Below are 4,511 nucleotides of genomic sequence, written 5' to 3'. Positions count from 1 at the left end.
CGCGTAGTGACGGGTCGGGGTATCGTATTCAACGTGAGAGGTGTTGATGGTGATACCACGCGCTTTTTCTTCCGGCGCGTTATCGATCTGGTCGAATGCGCGAGCAGCACCGCCGTAGGTTTTAGCCAGTACGGTAGTGATTGCAGCGGTCAGCGTTGTTTTACCATGGTCAACGTGGCCGATAGTACCGACGTTAACGTGCGGTTTTGTACGTTCAAACTTTTCTTTAGACATCGATTGTCCCTCTAAGACACGGATAAATCGGTGATATCACCACATCAACCAGGCGATATGCCTGACTGTTGAATCATTGAGTCGTTACAGAGAAAACACGGGAAGGAGAAGTGAAGTGGTGCTGATACCCAGAGTCGAACTGGGGACCTCACCCTTACCAAGGGTGCGCTCTACCAACTGAGCCATATCAGCACGTCTGGAGCGGGCAGCGGGAATCGAACCCGCATCATCAGCTTGGAAGGCTGAGGTAATAGCCATTATACGATGCCCGCATCCTGAAACTCGGCTACCCAGTTCTTTCTGTAACAAAAAAAGAGACGAGTCTCTTTTCTCATTCGAGCCGATTATTTTCTTAACCAGCTCAGACAGCATTCGCTGCCAGAAAGTGGTGGTGGGGGAAGGATTCGAACCTTCGAAGTCTGTGACGGCAGATTTACAGTCTGCTCCCTTTGGCCGCTCGGGAACCCCACCGGACTTGATGGTGCCGACTACCGGAATCGAACTGGTGACCTACTGATTACAAGTCAGTTGCTCTACCTACTGAGCTAAGTCGGCATCAAGTAGCGCGCATTCTATGGAGACCTGCGAGCGCATGCAACTAAAAAATTGCATAAAATGTTCTATCGCTCACATTTTGCGCTATACGACCAATAAATGACGTATTTTCAGACAGCTTAGCATAAAATTTCGACATTACGGACATGGCAAGTTTCGCTTTGCTGTCGGCAGTGGGCCGCTTACTGGCTAAAATTATCATCTTCACATCTGGAATATGCGTCACATTGCTTTTCAGCGAATGAAGTAAGGGAAACATTTTTTCTTATTATTCCTTTCCATCTGGTGTTACCCTCCTGCCCATTGTCCAGATTAACTGAAATGTGACGTGCCATTGCATGCCGGGGCTGACGCGCTTTTTCATCACGGCCCTGATGAAGTAATGACAGCCAGAAACATGCTTATGAGTATAAAAGAGCAAACGTTAATGACGCCTTACCTACAGTTTAACCGCAACCAGTGGGCTGCGCTTCGTGATTCCGTGCCAATGACTCTGACTGAAGATGAGATCGCACGGTTAAAAGGTATAAATGAAGATCTGTCGCTGGAAGAAGTCGCGGAGATTTATTTGCCTCTGTCGCGTTTGCTTAACTTCTATATCAGCTCAAACCTTCGTCGTCAGGCGGTTCTCGAGCAGTTCCTTGGCACGAATGGCGAGCGTATCCCTTATATCATCAGTATTGCCGGCAGCGTGGCTGTAGGAAAAAGTACCACCGCGCGCGTGTTGCAAGCGCTGCTGAGCCGTTGGCCGGAGCATCGTCGCGTTGAGTTGATTACCACTGATGGTTTTCTTCACCCTAACCAGGTGCTGAAAGATCGCGGTCTGATGAAGAAGAAAGGGTTTCCTGAGTCCTATGATATGCACCGCCTGGTTAAGTTTGTTTCTGATCTTAAATCAGGCGTGCCAAATGTGACGGCTCCGGTTTACTCGCACCTGATATATGACGTGATTCCTGATGGCGATAAAACGGTGGCCCAGCCGGATATATTAATTCTCGAAGGGCTTAACGTGTTGCAAAGCGGAATGGACTATCCGCACGACCCTCATCATGTATTTGTTTCTGATTTCGTCGACTTTTCTATTTATGTTGATGCACCGGAAGATTTACTGCAAACGTGGTATATCAACCGCTTCCTCAGATTCCGTGAAGGGGCGTTTACTGACCCCGATTCTTATTTCCATAACTACGCGAAGCTGTCAAAAGATGAGGCAATCAATACCGCTACGGCGTTATGGAAAGAGATTAACTGGCTGAATTTGAAGCAAAATATCTTACCCACACGTGAACGCGCGAGTCTCATTATGACAAAAAGCGCAAATCATGCGGTCGAGCAGGTTCGCCTGCGTAAATAAATAAAAAGGGAGCAATCGCTCCCCCTTTTTATTGGGCGCTTCTCAGGGATATTTCCCCTCCCACCCAAGGTTTTACTATCCCGTCCTGCTCAAGCAGCAATGCGCCCTGCGTATCAATCCCCCGAGAGATGCCGTATATTTCTTTTTCACCGATAATCAGTTTGACCGGGCGATTGATAAAGTTATCCAGTTTTTCCCAACGCGAAAGATAGGGAGCCAGGCCTTCCTGCTCAAATAACTCCAGCGCGGTACGTAATTCACGAATGAGTCTCGCAGCCAGCGTATTGCGATCGAGCGTGATACCGGCTTCCTGTAATGTAATCCATCCCTGATTTACGATGCCTTCTTCAACACGACGCATCGCCATGTTTATTCCTGCGCCGATCACGATCTGTGCAGCGTCGCCTGTTTTCCCCGTCAGTTCAACCAGGATCCCTGCCAGTTTGCGATCCAACAGATACAGATCGTTCGGCCACTTTACGCGAACCTTATCTGCTCCCAAATCGCGTAAGACTTCCGCCATCACGATGCCAATCACCAGGCTTAAACCGATCGCCGCAGCGGGTCCCTGTTCCAGACGCCAGTACATCGACAGATATAAGTTGGCGCCGAATGGCGAAAACCATTTACGTCCACGGCGACCGCGCCCGGCCTGCTGATATTCAGCGACACATGCGTCACCTGACTGCAGTTCTCCGATTCGCTCCAGGAGATACTGATTGGTTGAATCGATCACAGGGAGCACAGCAACCGTGCCGCGATCCAGTTGGCTATGAATACGATTCGCGTCCAGCAGTTGGATCGGCTCGGGCAGACTATAGCCTTTGCCAGGCACGGTGAAAACATCAACGCCCCAATCTCGTAGTGTCTGGATATGCTTGTTAATGGCGGCGCGGCTCATCCCTAGCGTATCACCTAGCTGTTCGCCAGAATGAAACTCGCCGTCGGCTAGCAGAGAGATCAGCGTCAGGGGAACGGTATTATCCTTCATGCGATGATCTCCACGGCATTGACCTCACCCACTTGTCCAATGAATCGCACTTCCGGTTCCAGCCAGACGTTAAATTTTTCTCCAACTTTCTCACGAACCAGATGCGCCAACTGGACAACATCTTCACTTGTCGCATTATCCGCGTTAATGAGTACCAAAGCCTGCTGGCGATGTACGGCAGCGCCGCCAATCCCAATGCCTTTAAGCTGGCACTGATCAATTAGCCAGCCAGCCGCCAGTTTTACTGAGCCATCCGCCTGGGGATAATGTGGCGCGTGGGGGAATTCAGATAACAGTGCCTGTGCAACGTCAACTGTCACGACAGGATTTTTAAAAAAGCTACCTGCGTTACCGTTTACTTTCGGGTCTGGCAGTTTAGTCATTCGCATATGGCAGACGGAGTCAAACACCTGCTGAGGCGTAACGGTCGCCGGGTCGAGTCGCGTGAGATCGCCATAGGTCAATACTGGCTGCCATTGCTTAGACAGGCGCAGGCCAACGGCGACAATTGCAAAGCGATCCTGATACTCATGTTTGAAAATGCTGTCACGGTATCCAAAACGGCACTCTTTAGCGCTAAGACGGTGAGGCGTCCCCGTCGCTAATTCGATGCAGTCAACGTAATCACAGACCCGTTGAAGCTCAACGCCGTAAGCACCTATATTCTGAATGGGAGAAGAACCGACGCAGCCAGGGATCAGCGCCAGGTTTTCCAGTCCAGGCATACCAAGCTGCAACGTATGCTGAACCAGCTGATGCCAGTTTTCGCCAGCGCCAACATGCAAATGCCACGCATCTGGTTGTTCTGTCACCTCAATTCCTTTAATACGATTGATGATGACAGTCCCATGGAAAGCATTAAGGAACAGTACATTACTCCCCTCACCCAGAATCAATACCGGTTGTTGCTTTGCATTGGCGGTTTGCCAGGCATTTAAGAGTTGTTGTTCATTCTCAGCACAAACAATTTCATTTGCAGACTGATCGATACCAAAGGTATTCCAGGATTTGAGGGAGTGATTCATAGACGCTTTCCAGATGCATAATCGCGTTATTTTAACGCATATGCTGCGGTAAGGCTTGTTTTATGGCGGAATGGGTTTGATTACTACAGACTGATTCAGTAGGCCAGCGCCAGAAACGCAAAAAGCCCATCCGTCAGGATGGGCTTTTCACTTGTTTGATGCCTGGCAGTTCCCTACTCTCGCATGGGGAGACCCCACACTACCATCGGCGCTACGGCGTTTCACTTCTGAGTTCGGCATGGGGTCAGGTGGGACCACCGCGCTACGGCCGCCAGGCAAATTCTTTGTGCTCTGTACGCAATACTTTATCGCATCAGCGGCGCTGGCTGCACAAACTATTGCGTACTTAACT

Annotated in this window: 4 protein-coding genes, 4 tRNA genes, 1 rRNA gene and 1 pseudogene; 2 read left to right on the top strand and 8 right to left on the bottom strand. The window is 49.9% G+C overall.

The annotated features are described in order from the left end of the window. From CSE01S_RS21980 to CSE01S_RS21835, 5 genes are all read right to left on the bottom strand, one after another. A partial coding sequence (locus CSE01S_RS21980) for a GTP-binding protein (protein WP_000031667.1) occupies positions 1-234 on the bottom strand: 234 nt, incomplete at its 3' end. 116 nt (positions 235-350) lie between these two features. After that, positions 351-426, bottom strand: a tRNA-Thr gene (locus CSE01S_RS21850). Between the two features lie 5 nt (positions 427-431). Beyond that, positions 432-506 (bottom strand) — tRNA-Gly (locus CSE01S_RS21845). Positions 507-620: 114 nt separating this feature from the next. Continuing rightward, positions 621-705 (bottom strand) — tRNA-Tyr (locus tag CSE01S_RS21840). Between the two features lie 8 nt (positions 706-713). After that, a tRNA-Thr gene (locus tag CSE01S_RS21835) sits at positions 714-789 on the bottom strand. 19 nt (positions 790-808) lie between these two features. On the opposite strand from CSE01S_RS21835, the pseudogene CSE01S_RS23440 reads away from it, so the two are divergent. Together CSE01S_RS23440 and coaA are read left to right on the top strand one after the other, a co-directional pair. After that, positions 809-889 (top strand): annotated as a pseudogene (locus tag CSE01S_RS23440) (hypothetical protein); the annotation flags it as partial. Positions 890-1,192: 303 nt separating this feature from the next. Further along, positions 1,193-2,143 carry a type I pantothenate kinase gene (coaA, locus tag CSE01S_RS21825; RefSeq protein ID WP_042293161.1) on the top strand — a complete coding sequence of 317 codons (951 nt, stop codon included), beginning with the start codon at positions 1,193-1,195 and terminating at the stop codon, positions 2,141-2,143. A 28-nt stretch (positions 2,144-2,171) separates the two neighbouring features. On the opposite strand, the gene birA is transcribed toward coaA, so the two are convergent. From birA to rrf, 3 genes are all read right to left on the bottom strand, one after another. Continuing rightward, positions 2,172-3,134 carry a bifunctional biotin--[acetyl-CoA-carboxylase] ligase/biotin operon repressor BirA gene (gene birA, locus CSE01S_RS21820; RefSeq protein WP_042293159.1) on the bottom strand — a complete coding sequence of 321 codons (963 nt, stop codon included), beginning with the start codon at positions 3,132-3,134 and terminating at the stop codon, positions 2,172-2,174. Further along, positions 3,131-4,159, bottom strand: coding sequence for a UDP-N-acetylmuramate dehydrogenase (gene murB / locus CSE01S_RS21815; RefSeq protein WP_042293157.1), 1,029 nt, complete (start codon positions 4,157-4,159; stop codon positions 3,131-3,133). The genes birA and murB overlap by 4 nt, the downstream gene beginning before the upstream one ends. A gap of 160 nt (positions 4,160-4,319) precedes the next feature. After that, positions 4,320-4,435: ribosomal RNA gene (gene rrf, locus CSE01S_RS21810) — 5S ribosomal RNA — on the bottom strand. Between the last annotated feature and the right edge of the window lie 76 nt (positions 4,436-4,511).

It is taken from the genome of Citrobacter sedlakii NBRC 105722 (genome assembly GCF_000759835.1).
GTDB lineage: Bacteria > Pseudomonadota > Gammaproteobacteria > Enterobacterales > Enterobacteriaceae > Citrobacter_A > Citrobacter_A sedlakii.
The sequence above is the reverse complement of the archived record's forward strand: the minus strand, read 5'-3'. Positions and strand labels throughout refer to the sequence as shown.

What these genes read in the sequence shown, in the direction of transcription:
- coaA (WP_042293161.1), top strand. Translation starts at nt 1,193, where the DNA reads ATGAGTATAAAAGAGCAAACGTTAATGACGCCTTACCTACAGTTTAAC.
- birA (WP_042293159.1), bottom strand. Translation starts at nt 3,134, where the DNA reads ATGAAGGATAATACCGTTCCCCTGACGCTGATCTCTCTGCTAGCCGAC.
- murB (WP_042293157.1), bottom strand. Translation starts at nt 4,159, where the DNA reads ATGAATCACTCCCTCAAATCCTGGAATACCTTTGGTATCGATCAGTCT.